This window comes from Pseudomonas abietaniphila (assembly GCF_900100795.1).
GTDB lineage: Bacteria > Pseudomonadota > Gammaproteobacteria > Pseudomonadales > Pseudomonadaceae > Aquipseudomonas > Aquipseudomonas abietaniphila.
Genome location: NZ_FNCO01000018.1, coordinates 37,398 through 58,606, shown reverse-complemented (window position 1 = coordinate 58,606; position 21,209 = coordinate 37,398). Strand labels below are relative to the sequence as shown.

Genomic DNA, 21,209 nt, shown 5'->3' with positions numbered 1-21,209 from the left:
ATTCACTATGGAATGCCGCGAATACATGAAGCGCAAGAACATTCTTTTCATCATGGCCGATCAAATGGCCGCGCCGATGTTGCCGATTTACGCCTCATCTCCAATCAAAATGCCGAATTTGAGCCGCCTCGCCGCTGACGGCGTGGTGTTCGACGCTGCTTACTGCAACAGCCCGCTGTGCGCTCCGTCGCGCTTTACCCTCGTCAGCGGTCAGCTTCCGAGCAAAATCGGCGCTTATGACAACGCTGCCGACTTCCCGGCCGATGTCCCGACGTACGCCCACTATCTGCGCCGTCTTGGCTATCGCACGGCGCTGTCGGGCAAGATGCACTTCTGCGGTCCCGACCAACTGCACGGCTATGAGGAGCGCCTGACCAGCGACATCTATCCCGCCGACTATGGCTGGGCGGTCAATTGGGACGAGCCGGACGTTCGCCCGACCTGGTACCACAATATGTCGTCGGTGCTGCAGGCCGGCCCGTGCGTGCGGACCAACCAGCTCGACTTCGACGAAGAAGTGGTCTTCAAGGCGCAGCAGTACCTGTTCGACCATGTGCGTGAAGACGGTGACCAGCCGTTCTGCCTGACTGTGTCGATGACTCACCCGCACGACCCGTACACCATTCCCAAGTCGTTCTGGAATCTCTACACCGACGACGAGATTCCCATGCCGCCTGCACCGCCCGCGCAAGCCGATCAGGACCCGCACTCCCAGCGCCTGCTCAAGGTTTATGACCTGTGGGACAAGCCGCTGCCGGAACACAAAATCCGCGACGCTCGCCGCGCTTACTTCGGCGCGTGCAGCTACATCGACGATAACGTCGGCAAGCTGCTCAAGACCCTGGAAGACACCGGTCTGGCCGACGACACCATCATCGTGTTCTCCGGCGATCACGGCGACATGCTCGGCGAACGTGGGCTCTGGTACAAAATGCACTGGTTTGAAATGTCCGCCCGTGTGCCACTGCTCGTGTACGCTCCGGGTCAGTTCAAGGCCGGCCGGGTAAAGGCCGCCGTGTCCACCGCCGACCTGTTGCCGACCTTCGTCGCCATGGCGCAAGGCGAGCTGGAGGCGGGCCTTCCGCTCGACGGCCGTTCGCTGCTGCCGCACTTGCAAGGCACGGGCGGTCACGATGAAGTGTTCGGTGAATACATGGCCGAGGGCACCAACAGCCCGCTGATGATGATTCGTCGCGGCGCTTATAAGTTCATCTATTCGGAACAAGATCCATGTCTGCTGTATGACGTGGAGAACGACCCGAAAGAGCAGGAAGAGCTGAGCCAGTCCGAGGCTCACCGCGACCTGTTCAACGCGTTCCTGGCCGAAGCAAAGGCCAAGTGGGACATTCCGGCGATACACCATCAGGTGCTCGCCAGCCAGCGTCGTCGGCGTTTCGTCGCCGAGTCGCTGGCCCTCGGCAAGCTGAAGAGTTGGGATCACCAGCCGCTGGTAGACGCCAGTCAGCAATACATGCGCAACCATATCGATCTAGACGATCTGGAGCGCAAGGCCCGTTATCCACAACCTTGAACCCTGCCAACACTTAGAAAACCAAAAAAGGGGCACACCATGAAGAAGTTGTTCACAACGCTGGCGGTTGCGGTGATGAGCTTGAGCAGCGTCGTTGCATACGCCGCTGACGCAAGCTGCAGTACGGTCAAGATGGCCGATCCAGGTTGGAGCGACATCGCTGCAACCAATGCCACAGCGGGCTTTCTGCTCGACGGCATGGGTTACAAGACCAAGGTCGATACGCTGGCAGTGCCGATTGCCTATGGTGGTCTCAAAGACGGTCAAATGGACGTTTTCCTGGGCAACTGGATGCCTGCGCAGCAGGGCTTCTATGACAAGTTCATCGCCACCGGCGATGTGACGCAATACGCCAAGAACCTGGAAGGCACCGAGTTCACCCTCGCCGTTCCTGACTACGTCTACGACGCGGGTGTGCATAACTTTGCCGACCTGAACAAGTTCGCCGACAAGTTCCACAAGAAGATTTACGGCATCGGTTCGGGGGCTCCGGCCAACGCGTCGATTCAGGAGATCATCAAGAAGAACGAGTTCGACCTGGGCGACTGGAAACTGGTTGAGTCCAGTGAACAGGCGATGCTGGCCGAAGTGCAGCGCAACGTGAAGAAGAAGGAGTTCGTGGTGTTCCTGGGCTGGACACCGCACCCGATGAACGTGCAGATCAAAGGCATGCACTATCTGAAAGGTGGCGAAAAGTACTTCGGTGATACCGGCAGCGTGTACACCGTGACCCGCAAGGGCTACGCCGACGCCTGCCCGAACGTGGCCAAGCTGTTCTCCAACCTGACGTTCACTCAGGACATGGAAAACACCATCATGAAGAACGTGGTGGACAACAAGGTCAGCAATACCGAAGCGGTCAAAGCTTGGCTCAAGGAAAACCCGGCGGTGCTTGAGAAGTGGTTGAGCGGTGTAAAAACCATCGACGACAAGGATGCGCTGCCAGCGGTCAAGGCCAAGTTGTAAGCGTCCTCCAGACCTTGGGATCAATTTGATCTCAAGGCTGATGACTGACATGTGGGAGCGAATTCATTCGCGAGACGGCGCCACAGGCGACAGAAATGTGTCGGATGTAACGGCGAATCGCGAATGAATTCGCTTCCACAGTAGATCTGCGGCATTAGGTAGATCGGCGACCGCCAGCAGCATCCACTTGTTGATCAACCCTCAGCCATCAACCGCCGCAACTCGGCCAGCACCGGCGCTGAGTCCGGGCGCACGCCGCGCCACAGGAAAAAGGCTTCCGCCGCCTGCTCGACCAGCATCCCCAGGCCGTCCACGGCTCGCCCGGCATGATGCTCGGTCGCCCAACGGCAAAACGCGGTGGGCTCCTTGGCGTACATCATGTCGTAGCAAAAGGTTTCGCCCGGTTGAATCAGGCTTGGCGCAAACGGCGGCACCTCTCCCGAAAGGCTGGCGGACGTTGCGTTGATGATGATGTCCACCGGCTCTTCAAGCCAGTCGTAACCGGCGGGCAGCACCGGACCGATATCCGCAAACTCCTGTGCCAGCCGTTCGGCCTTCTCCACCGTGCGGTTGGCGATGACCAACACGTACGGCTCTTCGGCCAGCAGCGGCTCCAGCGCACCGCGTACAGCCCCGCCAGCCCCCAGCAACAGCACGCGCTTGTCCTTGAGTGTCACGCCATGATTGACCTTCACGTCACGCACAAGGCCCGCGCCGTCGGTGTTATCGCCCAACAGGCTGCCGTCGGCTTGCATCGCCAAGGTGTTTACCGCCCCGGCGCGACGACCGCGTTCGGTCAGTTGATCCGCCAAACGATAGGCCTCTTCCTTGAACGGCACAGTGACGTTTGCGCCAAGCCCGGACACGAAGAATTGCCTGGCGAACGCCGTGAAGTCATCGACTGGCGCCAGGGCGGTCTGGTAATCCAGCGCCTGACCGGTCTGCTCGGCAAACAGGCGGTGAATCAGCGGCGACTTGCTGTGTGCGATCGGGTTGCCGAAGACGACATAGTGGTCAGTCATTACGTGTTTTCCTCAGCGAGCCAGTCGCGATCCTGCAAGAAGTAGTCGGTCAAGCGCGCTTCCTCGCTGCCCGGTGCAGCTTTCCAGTCGTAGCCCCAACGTACCTGCGGCGGCAGGGACATGAGGATGGATTCGGTGCGGCCACCCGACTGCAACCCGAACAGCGTGCCTCGGTCGTAGACGAGGTTGAATTCCACGTAACGTCCACGGCGAAATTCCTGAAATTCGCGCTGCTGTGCTGTGTAAGGCGTGGCCTTGCGGCGCTGCACGATGGGGAGGTAGGCGTCCACAAAGGCATCGCCAATGGCCCGCAGGAAAGCGAAGCTGGTGTCGAAATCCCACTCGTTCAGGTCATCGAAGAACAGACCGCCCACGCCGCGCGGCTCATTGCGATGCTTGATGTGGAAATACCGGTCGCACCAGGCCTTGTAGCGCGGGTAGACATCGGCGCCAAACGGCGCGCAGGCCTGCTCGGCGACTCGGTGCCAGTGCACGCAGTCTTCTTCAACACCGTAGTAAGGCGTCAGGTCGAAGCCGCCGCCGAACCACCAGACCGGTTCTTCACCTTCTTTTTCGGCAATGAAGAAACGCACGTTGGCGTGTGAGGTCGGAACATGTGGGTTATGCGGGTGCATGACCAGCGACACGCCCAATGCCTCAAAGCCACGTCCAGCCAGTTCCGGACGATGAGCACTGGCTGAAGGCGGGAGCCCTGCGCCGAAGACATGGGAGAAGTTGACGCCGCCTTTTTCGATGACGTCGCCGTTCTCGATCACTCGGGTCCGTCCGCCGCCACCGGCGGGACGCTCCCAAGCGTCTTCGACAAAACGTGCGCTGCCGTCTTCCTGTTCCAGCGCGGCGCAGATCCGGTCTTGCAGATCCAGCAGATAGGCTTTGACGGCATCGGTGCGAAAGGACATGGCAGTACCTTGAAAGAACGTGAAACCGGTGTTTGTGAGCATCGTTTTGGGCGCAATCTGCCGCTGAGAAGAGCGTCGCCCATCAAAACGCTGCCGCGAAAGTGGCGCGTAGCATATCACCGGCTTGGCCGGTGCCGCAGTTGACGAAGACCAAACGAAGGAGTCCGATAGAGCCCTTTCGTACAAAAGTTTCGATCCATGACGGAGAAAGCAAATGGCAAAGCGTATCCAGTTCCGCGCCCACGGCGGCCCTGAAGTTCTTGAGTACGTCGACTTCGAGCCGGCCGCTCCCGGTCCGAACGAAGTGCTTGTGCGCAACAAAGCGATTGGCGTCAATTTCATCGAAACCTATTTCCGCACGGGTCTGTATCCCGTTGCCTCGATGCCATCGGGCTTGGGTAACGAAGGGGCGGGCGTGATCGAGGCGGTCGGCACAGAAGTCACCCACGTCAAAGTCGGTGACCGCGTGGGCTACGGCACCGGGCCTCTTGGCAGCTACGCCGACCTGCACCTGACACCGGCGGCCAACGTGGTCAAACTGCCGGACGACATCAGCTTTGAGCAAGCCGCGGCCATCATGCTCAAGGGCCTGACGGTGCAGTACCTGTTCCGGCAGACGTACGAAATTCGTCCTGAAGAAATCATCCTGTTTCACGCCGCCGCCGGGGGCGTGGGCTCCATCGCCTGCCAGTGGGCCAGCGCCATGGGTGTGAAGCTGATCGGCACGGTCAGCTCGCCGGAGAAAGCCGCCCACGCCAAAGCCAACGGCGCGTGGGAAGTCATCGACTACAGCAAGGAAGACGTGGCCAAGCGCGTGCTTGAACTGACCGATGGCAAGAAAGTCTCGGTGGTCTACGACGGCGTCGGCAAAGATACGTGGGAAACCTCTCTGGACTGCCTGGAGCTGCGCGGACTGCTGGTGAGTTTCGGCAACGCTTCAGGGGCTGTATCGGGCGTGAACCTGGGGATCCTGGCGCAGAAAGGCTCGCTGTACGTGACCCGCCCGACCCTCGGTTCCTACGCCAACACCCCGGAAGCCTTGCAGGCGATGGCCGACGAGGTGTTCGCGATGGTGTCCAGCGGCAAGGTCAAGGTGGATGACCTGAAAAAATTCGACTTGAAGGACGCGGCCAAGGCGCACACCGAGCTGTCGGCACGACGCACGACCGGGTCGATCATTTTGGTGCCTTAGTCCAACGACACAATACCTGTAGGAGCTGGCGGAGGTCACGACAGTGGCGAACGCGTTTTGCCTGACACACCGCATTCGCCACTCTTGTAACCTCGCGCAGCGCCTACAGGGTCGTGCAAACGACATCACCCCGCCCGCACCACCTCGGCCGTCACCAGGTCACGAATCACACTCGGATTACGACGCCCGCCCAGCGAACCACCCAGGACCAGGTCCAGCTGATCGTGGAAATACTGCTCGATCCGCAATCGCGAACGCGCGGCAGGTCGGCCCGTCGGGTTGGCCGACGTCGACACCAGCGGCCCGGTCAACGCGCACAGCTCACGCACCAGCGGATGATCGCTGACACGCAGCGCCACGGTGTCGCGGCCACCTGTGATCCAGTCGGGCAACAGGCCCTGATGCGGCACCAGCCAGGTGTTCGGGCCAGGCCAGGTGCTGGCCATGCGATCAATCCACAGCTCAGGGAAATCCTCGAAGAGGAAATCGAACTGGCGAATATTGTCGGCAATCAGGATCAAGCCTTTTTCCACAGGCCGCGCCTTGATTGCCAGCAAGCGGTAAACCGCTTCCGCATCCCAAGGGTCGCACCCCAGACCCCATACCGCTTCGGTTGGATAGGCAATCACCGCTCCGGCCCGGACCTCTCGTGCGGCTTGTTGCACACGCCAACTGCTGACCATCGTTCACTCTCCGAATTAACGCTGGTGGGCAGTTTAACCTCAGGGCGCCCGGGCAAACCATCGCCCGGCCTCACAGGCCACGCTGTTGTCGAGTTCAAGTTCGGTCAGGGCCGCCAGTACCTTGGGCAACGGCCAGCCACTGCTGGCTGACAAGCCCTCGCTGGTCTGCGGAGCGGCATGCAGCAATGCCAGAAGGGGATGGATGATTCCAGGCTTGCTTTCCCCCGGTTCATTGCTCGGCGGCAGATTTTTCCAGCCTTGCAGCGCCTCCAGTATGTGATCGATGGTCTCCACCAATACCGCGCCTTCACGGATCAGTTGATGACAGCCCCGAGCGCCCGGGTGATGAATCGATCCGGGAATCGCGTAGACCTCCCGGCCCTGCTCAGCGGCCAGCCGCGCCGTGATCAGCGAGCCACTGGCAACACTGGCCTCCACCACCAGCACGCCCAACGACAGGCCGCTGATAATCCGGTTGCGTCGCGGAAAATTGCTGGCGTGGGGTTCGGCGTCCAGCGGAAGCTCGGAAATCACCGCGCCACCCTGCGCCACCATGGTCGCTGCAAGTTGACGATGCCGCTGTGGATAAAGTTTTTCGATGCCCGTGCCAAGGACGCCGATCGTGGCACCTTTTACATCCAGCGCACCCTGATGCGCAGCGCCATCGATGCCGAGTGCAAGGCCGCTGGTGACAACAAATCCAGCCCCCGCCAGGCTACGGGCGAACGCCTTCGCCGTATCGAGTCCCGGTCTGGAGGCGCGTCGACTGCCGACCATCCCGAGCTGCGGACGATCAAGCAAGGTGCGATCACCGGCGATGAAAAGAAGCGGAGGGGGATCGGCAATTTCAGCCAGTAAGGCAGGGTAGTCGGGATCGTCCCACATCAACAAATGCTGGCCCGGACGCTCTAGCCAGGCCAATGCAGCGCTCGCGCCGTCACGCACCTCCGGGCTGCGCCGTGCGTCAGAACTGGCCGCCGGAAGCCTCAAGGATCGCCAGGCGGACGCCGGCGCGCTCAACGCAGCAGAGGCACTGCCGAACGCATCGATAAGGGTATGAAAACGCTTGGGACCGATTTCGGGCAATCGATGAAGGCGCAGACGCGCCTCCAGCTCGGCAGGGGACTGCCCGGCATTTTCGAACAACGGCATGAGATCTTCCTTGATCCGTGGCCCACTTCAATGAGCGGGCCAACCTGTGGATAAGTCTGTTAACAACAATTAGATAAGTGAAGCACGCCGGTGGGAAAAAGTGTTTTAGAGCTGATACATAGCATTACGGATTGCGCACCCGGTCGTTCACCGCCAGAGATCTGGACGCATGAAGCACCATCGCGTAGCTCAAACGATTGTAAGTACGGAATACCATCAGCAGACCTGAACGCTCGTCCGGGATTTTTACCTGCTCGCCCGTGATGCGGTCGCGAACAGTCTCGCCCGCCTTATAGATCGCCAGCACGTTGCCTTCCGCCAGACCGTCGAGACGACCACGGTCCAGCGTGACCACGTCGAACTCGCCAATCTGAGTCACGCCGCGCGGCACATCGATGATCGTGCCTCTGATTTCCTGCTTCGGCTCACTCGGCAGAAAGTTGGAGTTGATCGCGCGCTCTTCACTGACGAACAGGCGGTCGCCCAGGCGAACCTCTTGAGTCGAACGCTGCATCTGCACCGTCGCCACGTCACCTTCGCGGGCTACCACTTCACCGCTTCCGATGTCGTCACCGTTGATACCCAAGGGTTCATCGGTTTCTGGGTCGTAGTAGGTCTTGCCCTTGCGGAAGATGCCGTAGGACACGTGGGCCGGGTCAAAGCTGCCTCGCGCATAAATCCGGTCCCCGGCGCCGCTCAAGACGCGTTCGCCATTACCGGCCACAATGTACGGTGCATCTTCGAACTGCTCGGCGGTGTCCATGATCCGGTTGTTGAGCAGGAATGCGTTGATTGCGCCCAGCGGAATGGTCGGAATCGCATCGGCGATAGGCGTGCTGCGCACCCGAGGGGACAGTTTGATCGTGCCGCGAGACTCGCCACGGTTAAGAACAATCCTCGGCTGGCCGTCTACATAAATAAGGTTCAGCGTGTCGCCGGGGTAGATCAAATCAGGGTCGTGGACCTGCGGGTTCGCGCGCCAGAGCTGCGGCCACTTCCACGGTTGGCTCAGAAACTTGCCGGAAATGTCCCAGAGTGTGTCACCGGCGACAACGGTGTAACTCTGTGGATGGCCATCCCTGAGTTGTACTTGCGCCTGGACAAGGCCTGTCGCGGCCAACAGCAGCAGGGCGAGTAGTGATTTCCTCATGCGGTGAATCCCTTTATCATGTTGGCTTCGCGTGAAACATTGAGTCTTGCGAGACTTCGGTTTTACAAGGGTTGCCCGCTTGTGACGTCCACAGCCTAGCAGCCGATTTTGACTTTACCCTACAAGTGCAGCTCTTACGTATATGGCCATTTTAAACATTCTCGAATTCCCCGATTCGCGCCTGCGCACCATCGCCAAGCCGGTGGCTGCTGTGGACGACGGCATTCGCCAGTTGGTCGACGACATGTTTGAAACCATGTACGAGGCACCTGGCATCGGTCTGGCGGCGACGCAGGTTAACGTACACAAGCGCGTCGTTGTAATGGACCTCTCCGAAGATCGCAGCGAACCACGGGTTTTCATCAACCCCGAGATCGAGGCGCTGACCGACGAAATGGATCAGTACCAGGAAGGCTGCCTGTCGGTGCCTGGCTTCTACGAAAACGTCGACCGTCCCCAGAAGATCAGGATCAAGGCGCTGGACCGTGATGGTCAGCCTTACGAACTCATCGCCGAAGGCCTGCTCGCCGTGTGCATTCAGCATGAATGCGATCACCTCAACGGCAAGCTGTTCGTGGACTACCTGTCTAATCTCAAGCGTGACCGGATCAAGAAGAAGCTGGAAAAACAGCACAAGCAAAACGCTTGATTCCTCCCTATCTGTAGGCGCGCGCTTGCCCGCGATTGCAATCTGTCTGCGACGCACTCGTCGGCTGACACCCTGCAACCTCGGGCAAACGCTCTCCTGCGGCCATATTCTTCAACGAGAAGCCCATGACTGAGCCACTGCGCATCGTCTTCGCCGGCACCCCTGAATTCGCCGCCGAACACCTCAAAGCCCTGCTCGACAGCCCCTATGAAGTGATCGCGGTTTACACCCAGCCCGATCGCCCGGCAGGCCGTGGCCAGAAGCTGATGCCCAGCCCGGTCAAGCAACTCGCCCTGCAGCACGATATTCCGGTGCTGCAACCGCCCACCCTGCGTGCGCCTGAAGCACAGGCCGAGCTCGCCGCCCTCAAGCCCGATCTGATGGTGGTGGTCGCCTACGGCCTGATCCTGCCACAGGTGGTGCTGGATATTCCCCGTCTGGGCTGCATCAACAGTCATGCATCCTTGCTGCCGCGCTGGCGCGGTGCAGCGCCGATCCAGCGCGCCGTGCAGGCTGGCGATGCTGAAAGTGGCGTCACGGTCATGCGCATGGAAGCCGGTCTGGATACAGGACCGATGCTGCTCAAGGCCGTTACCGCGATCACCGGCGAAGACACCGGCGGCACCTTGCACGATCGCCTGGCTGAGCTCGGACCCGTTGCTGTTCTACAGGCCATTGCAGGCCTGGCGGAGGGTTCACTGGTGGGCGAAGTGCAGGACGACAGTCTTGCCACCTACGCTCACAAGCTGAACAAAGACGAAGCACGCATCGACTGGACGCGCCCGGCGGATGAACTGGAACGTCTGGTTCGCGCCTTCAACCCTTGGCCGATCTGCCACAGCACCCTCAACGGCGAGGCACTGAAAGTGCTTGCCGCTCAGGTCGCCGAAGGCGAAGGCGAGCCCGGTACGGTACTCAGCGCCAGCAAGGACGGTCTGGTCGTGGCCTGCGGGCAGAACGCCCTGCGCCTGACTCGCTTGCAATTGCCGGGCGGCAAACCGCTGGGCTTCGCTGATCTGTTCAACAGCCGTCGTGAAAAATTTGCCGTCGGCACCGTATTGGGTGCTCAGGTGGACAGCCAATGAATCCGCGTCTCGCCGCTGCCAAGGCATTGGCTGCCGTACTCAGCGGTAAAGCGTCGCTCAACAGCTCGCTGCCCACTCAACTGGACAAGGTCGAGGACCGTGATCGCGGCCTGACCCAAGACCTGGCGTTCGGCACCGCCCGCTGGGAACCTCGGCTGTCAGCCCTTGCCGCGAAGCTGCTGCAGAAACCCTTCAAAGCCGCCGACAACGATGTTCAGGCATTGCTGCTGGTCGGTTTGTATCAACTCTTTTATTCGCGCATCCCCGCGCATGCGGCCATCGGTGAAACCGTCGGTTGCGCAGACAAACTGAAAAAACCGTGGGCCAAGGCACTGCTCAACGCTGTCCTGCGTCGTGCACAGCGTGAAGGCGAAGCGTTGCTGACCGAGCTCGAGCACGACCCTGTCGTCAGAACCGCTCATCCACGCTGGCTGCAAAAAGCCCTGAAAGCCGCATGGCCGGAGCATTGGGAGGCGATTTGTGCCGCGAACAACGCACATCCGCCGATGATCCTGCGGGTCAATCGCCGTCATAAGACGCGTGACCAGTACGTCCAGTTGCTGCAGGACGCAGGCATCGCCGCCACTGCCAGCACCTACAGTCAGGATGGCATCGTGCTGACCGAACCAAGTGACGTTCGCTCGCTGCCGGGTTTCGCCGAGGGCTGGATCAGCGTGCAGGACGAAGCCGCACAACTGGCAGCCGATCTACTGGAGCTGGCGCCGGGTCAACGTGTGCTCGATGCCTGTTGCGCTCCGGGCGGCAAAACCTGCCATCTGCTTGAGGTGCAGCCGGGGCTCGCGGGCGTTGTCGCCGTGGACCTGGAAGCCAAGCGCATGGTGCGCGTGAAGGAGAACCTGGATCGTCTGGGCCTGAGCGCAGAGCTCATTGCCGCCGACGCCCGTGCCACCGATCAATGGTGGGACGGCAAGCCGTTCCAGCGCATTCTGCTCGACGCGCCTTGTTCGGCGACCGGTGTCATTCGTCGTCACCCGGACATCAAGCTGACCCGTCAGGCCGATGACATTCCAGCCCTTGCGACGCTGCAAGGCGAGCTGCTCGATGCGTTGTGGCCGACCCTGCAGGTGGGCGGCATTCTGCTATACGCCACATGTTCGACACTGCCCACCGAGAACACCGAAGTGGTCGACGCCTTCCTCGCCCGCACGCCCGGCGCACGGGAGCTGGACATCGCCGGTCAGCAAGGCAATCCACCGCCGGGCCTTAAACAACCCCACGGCCGCCAGTTGCTGGCGCAGGAAGGCGGGCATGACGGCTTTTATTACGCCAAACTGATCAAGATCGCGGCAGGCACCTGACGCGACTCCCTTGTAGGAGCCGGCTTGCTGGCGAAAGCGTCAGGTCAGACGCCACTGTGGTGAATGATCGATTGCATTCGCCAGCAAGCCGGCTCCTACAGTCCGCGTTCCCTTTCAAACATATGCGTCCCCCTGCGCAGGCAACGACACCATCATCAATTCAAGGAGAGACTGATTGAAGATCATCATTCTCGGTGCAGGACAGGTCGGTGGCACGCTGGCAGAACATCTGGCCAGCGAAGCCAACGACATCACCGTGGTCGACACCGACGCGGATCGCCTGCGCGCACTGGGTGACCGGCTGGATATCCGGACCGTTCAAGGCCGTGGCTCTTTCCCGACCGTACTGCGCCAAGCCGGTGCTGACGATGCCGACATGCTGGTGGCCGTGACCAGCAGCGACGAAACCAACATGGTCGCCTGCCAGGTCGCCTACACGCTGTTTCATACCCCGACCAAGATCGCCCGGGTTCGGGAATCGGCCTACCTGACCCGTGCCGGGCTGTTCGACAACGACGCCATTCCGGTGGACGTGCTGATCAGCCCGGAGCAAGTCGTCACCAATTACATCAAGCGTTTGATCGAATACCCGAGCGCGCTCCAGGTCATCGACTTCGCCGGCGGCAAGGTGCAACTCGTTGCCGTGAAGGCGTATTACGGCGGCCCGTTGGTGGGCCAGCAACTGCGTCAGTTGCGCGCGCACATGCCGAATGTCGACACCCGCGTCGCTGCTATTTTCCGCCGAGACCGTCCGATCATTCCCCAAGGCGATACCGTCATCGAGGCGGATGACGAAGTCTTCTTCATTGCCGCCAAGGCGGACATTCGTGCGGTGATGGGCGAAATGCGCCGTCTGGACGAGAGCTACAAGCGCATCGTCATCGCCGGTGGCGGGCAGATCGGCGAGCGTCTGGCCGAGGCCATCGAAAATCGTTACCAAGTGAAGATCATCGAGATGAACCCGGCGCGCTGCCGCTATTTGTCGGACACGCTCGACAACACCGTGATCCTGCAAGGCAGCTCCTCGGACCGCGACCTGTTGATGGAAGAAAACATCGACAACGCCGACCTGTTCCTTGCCCTGACCAACGACGATGAAGCCAACATCATGTCGTCGTTGCTGGCCAAGCGGCTGGGCGCAAAAAAGGTCATGACCATCATCAACAACCCGGCGTATGTGGACCTGGTGCAAGGCGGGGAAATCGACATCGCGGTCAGCCCTCAATTGGCGACGATCGGCACCTTGCTGGCTCACGTGCGGCGCGGCGACATTGTCAGCGTGCATTCGCTACGGCGCGGCGCCGCCGAAGCCATTGAGGTCGTGGCCCACGGCGATGCCAAGTCGAGCAAAGTGATCGGCAAGGCCATCAAGCACATCAACCTGCCGCCCGGCACCACCATCGGGGCTATCACTCGCGCCGAACAAGTGCTCATTGCCCACGACAGCACGGTGATCGAATCCGGCGACCATGTGGTCATGTTCCTTGTGGATAAAAAGTACATCCGCGATGTGGAACGGCTATTTCAGGTAGGGCTGAGCTTTTTTTAAGCAAGGAGATCCGACGTGCTCGATTCGCTGGAAAAGATGCTCGCCAAGGGCATGGATAACGCACTGCTGCGTTTCGGTCTGGGCAAAGGGTATCTCGATGCCGGAGATCCTCAGAAGGCCATCGAGCACTTGCAGCACTGCGTCGCATTCGACCCGAAATATTCCGCGGCGTGGAAGTTGCTCGGCAAGGCCTGGCTGGCGGCGGGGGATACCGCACAAGCCCGTCAGGCCTGGGAGCAGGGGATTTCAGCGGCAGTCGGCCATGGCGACAAACAGGCCGAAAAAGAGATGACGGTGTTTCTTAAAAAGCTGGATCGCAAAGCGTAGCGCCCCAGATACCGCATAGAAATGCAATTCATTGTAGGAGCCGGCTTGCTGGCGAACCCAATCCGTCATTCAACAGTGATGTATCAGGACGGCTCCATTCGCCAGCAAGCCGGCTTCTACAGGAGTGACCGCGCTCGCTCAGGCCAGACTCAATACCAGCGCGTCTCCCCCTCGGGCCGCTTCTTGAATCGCTTCATGGTCCACATGTACTGGCTCGGGTAAGCGCGCACGTACTTCTCAACGACCTTGCTCATCGCCGCCGCCGAGGTTTCGGTGTCGGTGCTGTACATGTCTTCCGGCGCCGCTTCCAGAACCACTTTGTAGCCTGAGCCATCGTCCAGGCGCATGGCATGCAGGAACACGCCCACCGCTTTGCCGCCCGCCAGCATGTTCGGCACGAACTTGCTGGTCAGCGCCACGGTGCCGCAGAACGGCACGAAGATACCGGCTGATTCAGCCGGCTCCGGATCCGCCGGGATCCCCACTGAACCGCCTTTGCGCACTTCCTTGATGACGCTGAGAATCCCTTCCTTGGTCGACGCGGCCACACGGTTACCCAACTGCACGCGCTGTTTGCGCAGCAGTTCATCCACGGCTTTGAGCTTGGGTGGACGATAGAAAATGATCGGTTTGCACTGGCTGCAATAGAAGTGGTTAAGCACTTCCCAGTTGCCCAGATGGCTGGTGATGCCGACCACGCCTTTGCCGGACGCCAAAGCGTCCTTCAACACCTGCAAGCCTTCGACTTCACGCACCAGGTTGATCGATTTCTGAGCAGGCCAGATCCACGCACAGGCGCTTTCGGTCAAGGTCTTGCCGATGTCCATCAGGCTGCGACCGACCAACGCTTCAAGCTCGGTGGGGCTCAGCTCGGGAAAACATTTGGAGAGGTTGATGCGCGCAACTTCACGAGAACGGTTAGGCAGCTTCCACATCAACCAGCCGATGCCGGTGCCCACCCACTGCACGGCACGCCACGGCAACAGGGCAAATAACCGCAACGCCCCGACCATCATGGCGCCTTTGAACTTATCCACAGATCACTCCTGAATCGATGAGGTGGGCATTGTAACCACTACGGCGACCAGTGCGGTCCCCTGTAGGAGCCGGCTTGCTGGCGAAAGCGTCGGGTCAGCCACCTCTAATAGCGGCTAATACACCGCTTTCGCCAGCAAGCCGGCTCCTACAATGGATATTCAATTACCGTGAGAGCTCGGCATACCGATCACAATCCACCGTGTGGTCCATGACCATCCCCGTGGCCTGCATATACGCATAGCAAATGGTCGGGCCGACGAAGGTGAAACCGGCTTTTTTCAGGGCCTTGCTCATGGCTTCGGCCTCTGGCGTGATGGCTGGGACTTCGCTGCGATCCTTGAAGTGATTGACCTTTGGCTGGCCACCGACGAACGACCAGACGAACGCAACCGGGTCTTCCAGACGCAGCCAGGCCTGTGCATTTTTTCGCGCGGCGTTGAGCTTCAGGCGATTGCGGATGATGCCCGGTTCAAGCATCAATGCCTCGATCTCGGCGTCGGTCATGTTTGCAATGCGCTGCACGTCGAAGTTGAACATCACTTCGCGATACCGCGCGCGCTTCTTCAAAATCGTGATCCACGACAGACCTGCCTGGAACCCTTCGAGCAATAGAAACTCGAACAGCATCTGCGCGTCGCGCAACGGCACGCCCCACTCCTGATCGTGATAGTCCATATAAAGCGGATCTTCGTTGCACCAAAAGCAGCGTGGCATAGGGCTCCCAAGGGTGGAGGCGCTGCTGAATCGGGTATACTCCCGCTCTTTAAATCGCAGCCCCCCAGTACAGGTGAATTTCGTGAGCCAGCCTACGCCAGCCGTGCGTACCTTCCAAGACTTGATCCTCGCCCTCCAGCAATACTGGGCTGAGCAAGGTTGTGTGGTACTTCAGCCCTACGATATGGAAGTGGGCGCCGGCACTTTCCACACCGCCACGTTTCTGCGCGCCGTCGGCCCGGAAACCTGGAACGCCGCCTACGTACAGCCGAGCCGTCGTCCTACCGATGGCCGCTATGGCGAGAACCCGAACCGCCTGCAGCACTACTATCAGTTTCAGGTCGTTCTGAAGCCAAACCCTGACAACTTCCAGGAGCTGTATCTGGGCTCGCTGAAGCATGTCGGCCTCGATCCGCTGGTGCACGACGTGCGCTTCGTAGAAGACAACTGGGAATCGCCAACCCTGGGTGCCTGGGGCCTGGGCTGGGAAATCTGGCTGAACGGCATGGAAGTTTCTCAATTCACCTATTTCCAGCAAGTGGGCGGCATCGAGTGCTACCCGGTCACTGGCGAGATAACTTACGGTCTCGAGCGTCTGGCGATGTACCTGCAAGGCGTTGAATCGGTCTACGACCTGGTCTGGACCGACGGCCCGTTCGGCAAAGTGACCTATGGCGACGTGTTCCACCAGAACGAAGTGGAGCAATCGACCTACAACTTCGAACACGCCAATGTCGACAAACTGTTCGAGCTGTTCGATTTCTACGAAAGCGAAGCCGTGCGCCTGATCGCTGCTGAACTGCCGCTGCCGAGCTATGAAATGGTGCTCAAGGCGTCGCACACCTTCAACCTGCTGGATGCCCGTCGCGCGATTTCCGTGACCGCGCGTCAGCAATACATTCTGCGTGTACGCACGCTGGCGCGTTCCGTTGCCCAGGCGTACCTGATGGCCCGGGCCAAACTTGGCTTCCCGATGGCTGCACCGGATATTCGCGATGAAGTGTTGGCTAAGCTGGAGGCTGCACAATGAGTGCTCAAGATTTCCTGGTTGAATTGGGCACCGAAGAACTGCCACCCAAAGCCCTGAACACCCTGGCCGATGCATTCCTGGCCGGTATCGAAAAAGGCCTGCAGGCCGCTGGCCTGACTTACAGCGCCAAGCAGGTGTATGCCGCGCCGCGTCGTCTGGCCGTACTGATCACCGAACTGGCGACTCAGCAACCGGACCGCAGCGTCAATCTGGACGGCCCGCCACGTCAGGCCGCGTTCGACGCTGAAGGCAATCCGACTCAGGCGGCACTGGGCTTCGCCAAGAAGTGCGGCGTCGATCTGAGTGAAATCGACCAAAGCGGTCCCAAGCTGCGTTACAGCCAGAGCATCGCGGGTAAACCGACCTCGAGCCTGCTGCCGACCATCATCGAAGACTCGTTGAATGACCTGCCAATCCCTAAGCGCATGCGCTGGGGTGCTCGCAAGGAAGAGTTCGTGCGTCCGACCCAATGGTTGGTGATGCTGTTTGGCGATCAAGTGATCGACTGCACGATCCTGGCTCAAACCGCCGGTCGTGAGTCCCGCGGCCATCGCTTCCACCATCCTGAAAGCGTGCGCATCACCTCGCCTGCCAACTACGCCAGCGACCTGCGCGCAGCCCACGTGCTGGCCGACTTCAACGAGCGCCGTCAGCTGATCAGCAAGCGCGTTGAAGAGCTGGCAACCCAGCACGAAGGCACGGCGATTGTCCCGCCTGCACTGCTCGACGAAGTGACCGCGCTGGTCGAGTGGCCGGTTCCGCTGGTGTGTTCGTTCGAAGAGCGTTTCCTGGAAGTCCCTCAGGAAGCCCTGATCACCACCATGCAGGACAACCAGAAGTATTTCTGCCTGCTGGATGCCGACGGCAAGCTGCTGCCGCGCTTCATCACTGTCGCGAACATCGAGAGCAAGGACCCGTCGCAGATCGTCCTGGGTAACGAGAAAGTCGTTCGCCCGCGTCTGACCGACGCCGAGTTCTTCTTCAAGCAAGACAAGAAGCAGAAGCTGGAAACCTTCAACCAGCGTCTGCAGAACGTCGTGTTCCAGGCTCAGTTGGGTACTGTGTTCGACAAAGCCGAGCGCGTTTCCAAGCTGGCCGCGTTCATTGCCCCGCGCATTGGCGGCGACGCTCAGCGCGCCGGCCGTGCGGGCCTGCTGTCCAAGTGCGACCTGGCGACCGAAATGGTCGGCGAGTTCCCTGAAATGCAGGGCGTAGCGGGTTACTACTACGCGCTGGCCGATGGCGAACCGGAAGACGTGGCACTGGCGCTCAACGAGCAGTACATGCCGCGTGGCGCTGGCGCTGAATTGCCAAGCACCCTCACCGGCTCCGCCGTGGCGATCGCCGACAAGCTCGACACGCTGGTTGGCATCTTCGGCATCGGCATGTTGCCGACCGGCAGCAAAGACCCGTACGCATTGCGTCGTGCAGCGCTGGGTATCCTGCGCATCCTGATCGAGAAGAAGCTGGACCTCGACCTGATCAAGACGGTGCAGTTCGCCGTCACCCAGTTCGGTGCCAAGGTGAAGTCGGCCGGTCTGGCCGAGCAAGTCCTTGAGTTCATCTTCGACCGCCTGCGTGCGCGTTACGAAGACGAAGGCGTCGATGTGTCGGTGTACCTGTCGGTGCGTGCTCTGCAACCCGGCTCGGCGCTGGACTTCGATCAGCGCGTGCAAGCCGTTCAGGCATTCCGCAAGCTGCCTGAAGCGGCGGCACTGGCGGCCGTGAACAAGCGTGTGTCGAATCTGCTGAGCAAGGCGGAGGGCAACATTGCCCACACCGTCGAGCCGAAGTACTTCGACAACGCTAACGAGTTCTCGCTGTACTCGGCGATTCAACAGGCCGATCAGGCCGTCGTGCCGATGTCTGCCAACCGTCAGTACAACGAAGCCCTGACCCGTCTGGCCGCCCTTCGCGAACCCGTTGATGCATTCTTCGAAGCCGTGATGGTGAACGCAGAAGATGCAAACGTGCGGGCCAACCGTTATGCGTTGCTGGCACGTCTGCGCAACCTGTTCCTCGGCGTCGCCGACATTTCCCTACTGGGTTAAGCCGGGCTGAGGCAGGAGAACATGATTTGAAGCTGCTGATTCTCGATCGGGACGGAGTGATCAACGAAGACTCCGACGCTTACATCAAGTCGGTGCAAGAGTGGATTCCGATCCCCGGCTCGATCGAGGCGATCGCGCAACTGAGCAAGGCCGGCTGGACGGTGGCAGTCGCCACCAATCAGTCCGGCATCGCTCGCGGCTACTACGATCTGGCCACCCTGGACGCCATGCACGCACGTCTGCGTGAACTCGTGGCGGCGCAGGGCGGCGAGGTCGGTCTGATTGTTTATTGTCCTCACGGACCGGATCAGGGATGCGATTGCCGCAAACCGAAGCCGGGCATGTTGCGCACCATTGCCAGCCATTACGCCGTCGATTTACGCGGAATCTGGTTTGTCGGCGACAGCAAGGGTGACCTGGAGGCGGCGGTGGCCGTCGACTCTCAACCTGTTCTGGTCATGACGGGCAAAGGTCACAAGACGCGGAGCAATCCATTGCCCGCGGGAACGTTGATTTTTGACGATCTGGCGGCGGTTGCCGCCGAACTTATCCACAACAGCGCTTCGTTGAACGGCTGACCGGTCGTTCAACGGCACGCTCAATCCGGGCACTGCCCGTAATGGTAAAAGCAGCTATGTCGATAGTGCAGGCCATCAGGATCTTCTTCTTTTACCTGCTGCTGGGCACCAGCGCTCTGCTGTGGTGCTCGCTGAGTTTTTTCATCGCGCCTTTCCTGCCGTTCCGCATTCGTTATCGCTTCATCAATGTCTATTGGTGTCGCTGTGCGGTCTGGCTGACCAGGGTGTTGCTCAACATCCGGGTCAATGTCACAGGCCAGGAAAACGTCCCCAAGACGCCTTGCGTGATCGTTTCGAATCACCAGAGCACATGGGAAACGTTCTTCCTGTCCGCGCACTTCCAGCCGCTGAGTCAGGTTCTCAAGCGTGAGCTGCTGTATGTGCCGTTCTTCGGTTGGGCAATGGCGATGCTGCGGCCGATCGCCATCGACCGCAACAATCCCAAAGCGGCGCTCAAGGTCGTGGCGAAGAAGGGCGATGAGTTATTGAAAGACGGCGTCTGGGTGATGATCTTTCCGGAAGGGACGCGCGTGCCCTACGGCCAGATCGGCAAGTTCTCCCGCAGCGGGTCGGCACTGGCGGTGAATGCTGAGTTGCCGGTCCTGCCGATCGCCCACAACGCCGGCAAATACTGGCCAAAAGAAGGCTGGGGCAAGAAGCCGGGGACGATCGAAGTGGTGATTGGCGAACCTATGTACGCCGAGGGTACAGGCCCGCGCGCCATCGCAGCGCTCAACGACCGCGTCTACGCCTGGAACGAGGCCACTCAGAAGGCGCTGGGCTCGCCGGCCATGCCTGCACCCGCACCTGAAAAATCATCCGTGTGAATTGTGGATAACCTGTGTACCAATTGTGTGAAATTATCGATAAATTGCTCTAAGTCATTAATTTAGTTACTTATTTCTGACGGCGATTATCGAGCCGAAAACGTGCATAAGTTTTTCTGAGCGTTCATTTTTACCGCTGTATACATCGGTCTTGAGCCTTCACGGTCAAGACCGATTTCGTTTTCAGGCCGTTTGAGTACGTTTCGATATCCACAGATCGCACAGCGCCGCGATTGCGATTAAAACCAGCCCTCCACACGCCGCTGCCACGAACCCCATCGCGGGCGACAGGCTATCAATCGCGAAGCCCACCAACGGCATCGAGAGGGTCTGGCCCATCCGGTTCGCTGAATCCTGCAGCCCCATGACCTGACCTCGCACACTGGCGGGGGCGAGCTGCGCGACCGCTTCGGAGCTCGCCGCCAGCGTCGGCGTACATAACAGGTTGGTCGGCAAGAGCGCCAGTAACAGCCACCACCAGACCTGATCGAAGAAGACGACAGGCAGCAGTAACAGACTCATGGTCACCGCCAGCCGGTTCAACGACCAGGACCTGTGGACAATCCCGTGAACGAAACCCCCGGCAATCGAGGCAATCGACATTGCTGCGATCACATAGCCGGTGTATGCGATCTCGCCGTTCTCCCGCAACACAGCAATCAATGCGAGCTCCGTCCCGAACAGCACAAACAGCGCGCCCGAGCTGATCAGCAACACGCTTATCAGCCGAGCATTGAGCCACTCACCCAACTTCGGCCGGGCGGGCTCCGTCACCGCGACGACTTCATTGGGATTGCGGATCGGCCAGTTCAACAGGTAAAGCGCCGCGTAGGACAGTGCTCGCCAGATGCCGATTCCCACCAGCACCGCAGTCGCCGAATAGGCCGTTATCAACAGAATGCCGACAGCAGGCGTGATGACAAAAGAGAGCTCCATCAGCATCGTCGTCAGCGAATACGCCGCACGACGCTGATCTTCCGGAACCAGACTGGCGACGAACTGCCTCGAGAGCGAGCCTGTCGGTATGGTGAAAACGCCGGCAGCAAAGGCCAGCGCGACGAAAAGCGTGTAATTCACCAGCGGCAGCAGAACCCAGGCGACTGTGGATAACGCCCCGCAGGCCGCGACCACCGGACGCAGACCATGCCGGTCCATCATGCGTCCCAGCAACGGTGATCCCACGGCAAACCCCAATGCCGTGGCTGTCGCCACCAAACCCGCGTCGAAATAACTGCGACCCATCTCATTGAGGACGTGAAGGCTTAACGTCAGCGTCATGATCGTGAGCGGTAAACCCGCGACGAACATAAACAACGTGGCCTGCAAAACCCTCGGGATCGCCAGCACTTTCTGGTATTTGCGAAACGACATCCGGTTACAGCTCCTTGATCCGTCTTTTTCCTGAAACCGCGATTCAGATGCTCAC

20 protein-coding genes are annotated in these 21,209 nt (G+C 60.1%); 12 read left to right on the top strand and 8 right to left on the bottom strand.

All coding sequences use genetic code 11. From position 1 onward, the window contains the following. Window positions 1-25: 25 nt before the first annotated feature. Window positions 26-1,531, top strand: a complete 1,506-nt coding sequence (betC, locus tag BLS87_RS26965; RefSeq protein WP_074757628.1) for a choline-sulfatase — start codon at window positions 26-28, stop codon at window positions 1,529-1,531. A 39-nt stretch (window positions 1,532-1,570) separates the two neighbouring features. Further along, window positions 1,571-2,497, top strand: coding sequence for a choline ABC transporter substrate-binding protein (gene choX / locus BLS87_RS26960; protein WP_074757472.1), 927 nt, complete (start codon window positions 1,571-1,573; stop codon window positions 2,495-2,497). 194 nt (window positions 2,498-2,691) lie between these two features. On the opposite strand, the gene aroE is transcribed toward choX, so the two are convergent. Both aroE and hemF read right to left on the bottom strand, forming a co-directional pair. Continuing rightward, complete coding sequence (gene aroE, locus BLS87_RS26955; protein WP_074757470.1) at window positions 2,692-3,519, bottom strand: shikimate dehydrogenase; 828 nt, start codon at window positions 3,517-3,519, stop codon at window positions 2,692-2,694. Further along, complete coding sequence (gene hemF, locus BLS87_RS26950) at window positions 3,519-4,439, bottom strand: oxygen-dependent coproporphyrinogen oxidase (RefSeq protein WP_074757626.1); 921 nt, start codon at window positions 4,437-4,439, stop codon at window positions 3,519-3,521. Before hemF ends, aroE begins: the two co-directional genes overlap by 1 nt. A gap of 214 nt (window positions 4,440-4,653) precedes the next feature. On the opposite strand from hemF, the gene BLS87_RS26945 reads away from it, so the two are divergent. Continuing rightward, on the top strand, window positions 4,654-5,631 hold the full coding sequence (locus BLS87_RS26945) for an NADPH:quinone reductase (RefSeq protein ID WP_074757468.1): 978 nt from the start codon (window positions 4,654-4,656) through the stop codon (window positions 5,629-5,631). A 125-nt stretch (window positions 5,632-5,756) separates the two neighbouring features. Here the strand turns inward: BLS87_RS26945 and tsaC are convergent, their stop codons facing one another. The 3 genes from tsaC to BLS87_RS26930 all read right to left on the bottom strand — a co-directional run bounded on the left by tsaC (window position 5,757) and on the right by BLS87_RS26930 (window position 8,616). Beyond that, a complete protein-coding gene (tsaC, locus tag BLS87_RS26940; RefSeq protein WP_074757466.1) occupies window positions 5,757-6,314 on the bottom strand; it encodes an L-threonylcarbamoyladenylate synthase type 1 TsaC in 558 nt (185 codons plus the stop codon). A gap of 39 nt (window positions 6,315-6,353) precedes the next feature. Then, a complete protein-coding gene (dprA, locus tag BLS87_RS26935) occupies window positions 6,354-7,466 on the bottom strand; it encodes a DNA-processing protein DprA (RefSeq protein WP_074757464.1) in 1,113 nt (370 codons plus the stop codon). A gap of 124 nt (window positions 7,467-7,590) precedes the next feature. Continuing rightward, window positions 7,591-8,616 carry a LysM peptidoglycan-binding domain-containing protein gene (locus tag BLS87_RS26930; protein WP_074757462.1) on the bottom strand — a complete coding sequence of 342 codons (1,026 nt, stop codon included), beginning with the start codon at window positions 8,614-8,616 and terminating at the stop codon, window positions 7,591-7,593. A gap of 142 nt (window positions 8,617-8,758) precedes the next feature. On the opposite strand from BLS87_RS26930, the gene def reads away from it, so the two are divergent. The 5 genes from def (at window position 8,759) to BLS87_RS26905 (ending at window position 13,545) form a co-directional block, all read left to right on the top strand. Next, on the top strand, window positions 8,759-9,265 hold the full coding sequence (gene def, locus BLS87_RS26925) for a peptide deformylase (RefSeq protein WP_074757460.1): 507 nt from the start codon (window positions 8,759-8,761) through the stop codon (window positions 9,263-9,265). 125 nt (window positions 9,266-9,390) lie between these two features. Continuing rightward, a complete protein-coding gene (fmt, locus tag BLS87_RS26920; RefSeq protein WP_074757458.1) occupies window positions 9,391-10,350 on the top strand; it encodes a methionyl-tRNA formyltransferase in 960 nt (319 codons plus the stop codon). Beyond that, window positions 10,347-11,669 carry a 16S rRNA (cytosine(967)-C(5))-methyltransferase RsmB gene (rsmB, locus tag BLS87_RS26915; RefSeq protein WP_074757456.1) on the top strand — a complete coding sequence of 441 codons (1,323 nt, stop codon included), beginning with the start codon at window positions 10,347-10,349 and terminating at the stop codon, window positions 11,667-11,669. Before fmt ends, rsmB begins: the two co-directional genes overlap by 4 nt. Before the next feature lie 175 nt (window positions 11,670-11,844). Continuing rightward, complete coding sequence (trkA, locus tag BLS87_RS26910) at window positions 11,845-13,218, top strand: Trk system potassium transporter TrkA (protein ID WP_074757454.1); 1,374 nt, start codon at window positions 11,845-11,847, stop codon at window positions 13,216-13,218. A 36-nt stretch (window positions 13,219-13,254) separates the two neighbouring features. Beyond that, window positions 13,255-13,545 carry a tetratricopeptide repeat protein gene (locus BLS87_RS26905; RefSeq protein WP_167362114.1) on the top strand — a complete coding sequence of 97 codons (291 nt, stop codon included), beginning with the start codon at window positions 13,255-13,257 and terminating at the stop codon, window positions 13,543-13,545. Window positions 13,546-13,694: 149 nt separating this feature from the next. On the opposite strand, the gene BLS87_RS26900 is transcribed toward BLS87_RS26905, so the two are convergent. Together BLS87_RS26900 and BLS87_RS26895 are read right to left on the bottom strand one after the other, a co-directional pair. Beyond that, entirely contained in the window at window positions 13,695-14,582 is an 888-nt protein-coding gene (locus tag BLS87_RS26900; protein WP_074757450.1) for a lysophospholipid acyltransferase, read from the bottom strand. Window positions 14,583-14,745: 163 nt separating this feature from the next. Next, on the bottom strand, window positions 14,746-15,297 hold the full coding sequence (locus BLS87_RS26895) for a DNA-3-methyladenine glycosylase I (protein ID WP_074757448.1): 552 nt from the start codon (window positions 15,295-15,297) through the stop codon (window positions 14,746-14,748). A gap of 82 nt (window positions 15,298-15,379) precedes the next feature. On the opposite strand from BLS87_RS26895, the gene glyQ reads away from it, so the two are divergent. The 4 genes from glyQ to BLS87_RS26875 are packed head-to-tail and all read left to right on the top strand — an operon-like array spanning window position 15,380 to window position 19,783. Beyond that, window positions 15,380-16,327, top strand: coding sequence for a glycine--tRNA ligase subunit alpha (gene glyQ / locus BLS87_RS26890; protein ID WP_074757446.1), 948 nt, complete (start codon window positions 15,380-15,382; stop codon window positions 16,325-16,327). Next, the gene (gene glyS, locus BLS87_RS26885; protein WP_074757444.1) at window positions 16,324-18,378 is read left to right on the top strand and encodes a glycine--tRNA ligase subunit beta; all 2,055 of its coding nucleotides are present in this window, start codon (window positions 16,324-16,326) and stop codon (window positions 18,376-18,378) included. The genes glyQ and glyS overlap by 4 nt, the downstream gene beginning before the upstream one ends. A 26-nt stretch (window positions 18,379-18,404) precedes the next feature. After that, entirely contained in the window at window positions 18,405-18,956 is a 552-nt protein-coding gene (gmhB, locus tag BLS87_RS26880; protein WP_074757442.1) for a D-glycero-beta-D-manno-heptose 1,7-bisphosphate 7-phosphatase, read from the top strand. A gap of 56 nt (window positions 18,957-19,012) precedes the next feature. Beyond that, complete coding sequence (locus BLS87_RS26875; protein WP_074757440.1) at window positions 19,013-19,783, top strand: lysophospholipid acyltransferase family protein; 771 nt, start codon at window positions 19,013-19,015, stop codon at window positions 19,781-19,783. Between the two features lie 183 nt (window positions 19,784-19,966). On the opposite strand, the gene BLS87_RS26870 is transcribed toward BLS87_RS26875, so the two are convergent. Next, on the bottom strand, window positions 19,967-21,154 hold the full coding sequence (locus BLS87_RS26870; RefSeq protein WP_074757438.1) for an MFS transporter: 1,188 nt from the start codon (window positions 21,152-21,154) through the stop codon (window positions 19,967-19,969). Window positions 21,155-21,209 lie beyond the last annotated feature (55 nt).

Bases quoted from the DNA above. Each gene is read 5' to 3' on its own strand.
- betC (WP_074757628.1), top strand. From the start codon at position 26: ATGAAGCGCAAGAACATTCTTTTCATCATGGCCGATCAAATGGCCGCG.
- choX (WP_074757472.1), top strand. From the start codon at position 1,571: ATGAAGAAGTTGTTCACAACGCTGGCGGTTGCGGTGATGAGCTTGAGC.
- aroE (WP_074757470.1), bottom strand. From the start codon at position 3,519: ATGACTGACCACTATGTCGTCTTCGGCAACCCGATCGCACACAGCAAG.
- hemF (WP_074757626.1), bottom strand. From the start codon at position 4,439: ATGTCCTTTCGCACCGATGCCGTCAAAGCCTATCTGCTGGATCTGCAA.
- BLS87_RS26945 (WP_074757468.1), top strand. From the start codon at position 4,654: ATGGCAAAGCGTATCCAGTTCCGCGCCCACGGCGGCCCTGAAGTTCTT.
- tsaC (WP_074757466.1), bottom strand. From the start codon at position 6,314: ATGGTCAGCAGTTGGCGTGTGCAACAAGCCGCACGAGAGGTCCGGGCC.
- dprA (WP_074757464.1), bottom strand. From the start codon at position 7,466: ATGCCGTTGTTCGAAAATGCCGGGCAGTCCCCTGCCGAGCTGGAGGCG.
- BLS87_RS26930 (WP_074757462.1), bottom strand. From the start codon at position 8,616: ATGAGGAAATCACTACTCGCCCTGCTGCTGTTGGCCGCGACAGGCCTT.
- def (WP_074757460.1), top strand. From the start codon at position 8,759: ATGGCCATTTTAAACATTCTCGAATTCCCCGATTCGCGCCTGCGCACC.
- fmt (WP_074757458.1), top strand. From the start codon at position 9,391: ATGACTGAGCCACTGCGCATCGTCTTCGCCGGCACCCCTGAATTCGCC.
- rsmB (WP_074757456.1), top strand. From the start codon at position 10,347: ATGAATCCGCGTCTCGCCGCTGCCAAGGCATTGGCTGCCGTACTCAGC.
- BLS87_RS26905 (WP_167362114.1), top strand. From the start codon at position 13,255: ATGCTCGCCAAGGGCATGGATAACGCACTGCTGCGTTTCGGTCTGGGC.
- BLS87_RS26895 (WP_074757448.1), bottom strand. From the start codon at position 15,297: ATGCCACGCTGCTTTTGGTGCAACGAAGATCCGCTTTATATGGACTAT.
- glyS (WP_074757444.1), top strand. From the start codon at position 16,324: ATGAGTGCTCAAGATTTCCTGGTTGAATTGGGCACCGAAGAACTGCCA.
- BLS87_RS26875 (WP_074757440.1), top strand. From the start codon at position 19,013: ATGTCGATAGTGCAGGCCATCAGGATCTTCTTCTTTTACCTGCTGCTG.
- BLS87_RS26870 (WP_074757438.1), bottom strand. From the start codon at position 21,154: ATGTCGTTTCGCAAATACCAGAAAGTGCTGGCGATCCCGAGGGTTTTG.